Below are 345 nucleotides of genomic sequence, written 5' to 3' on the forward strand. Positions count from 1 at the left end.
GTCCACTCGTCGCAGGCGGGATCGTTGGCCAAGTCGATGACGGTCTGGCCGAACGCGGTCATCCGCAACTGGGTGAACAGTGGCATGTCGGCGTCGGTGAGATGACGATCAGTCACTGCAGCTCCTCCTGCCCCGCGGTGCCGCTGCTCGGGCTCGGGCCTCCTGTGAGGGCGGCGAGGCTGAACTGCTCGGGCCCGGCCAGATGCGCCCCGGTGGTATCTCGCCGACCCGGTGGCGGCTCCAGCCGGTCCGTCGTAGCCGCCACCGCCGGCTGCGTGGTGGTGGGCCGGGCGGCGGCCTGGGTCCTCAGGGCCGCCAGCTGCTGCTTGACGGCGGTGTAGCTGA

At 71.3% G+C, this 345-nt stretch carries 1 pseudogene; it reads right to left on the reverse strand.

Annotated features, from left to right (window positions below):
- Window positions 1-112: 112 nt before the first annotated feature.
- Window positions 113-345 (reverse strand): annotated as a pseudogene (locus CEY15_RS18005) (hypothetical protein); the annotation flags it as partial.

It is taken from the genome of Dietzia natronolimnaea (assembly GCF_002289575.1).
Classification (GTDB): Bacteria; Actinomycetota; Actinomycetes; order Mycobacteriales; family Mycobacteriaceae; genus Dietzia; species Dietzia natronolimnaea_A.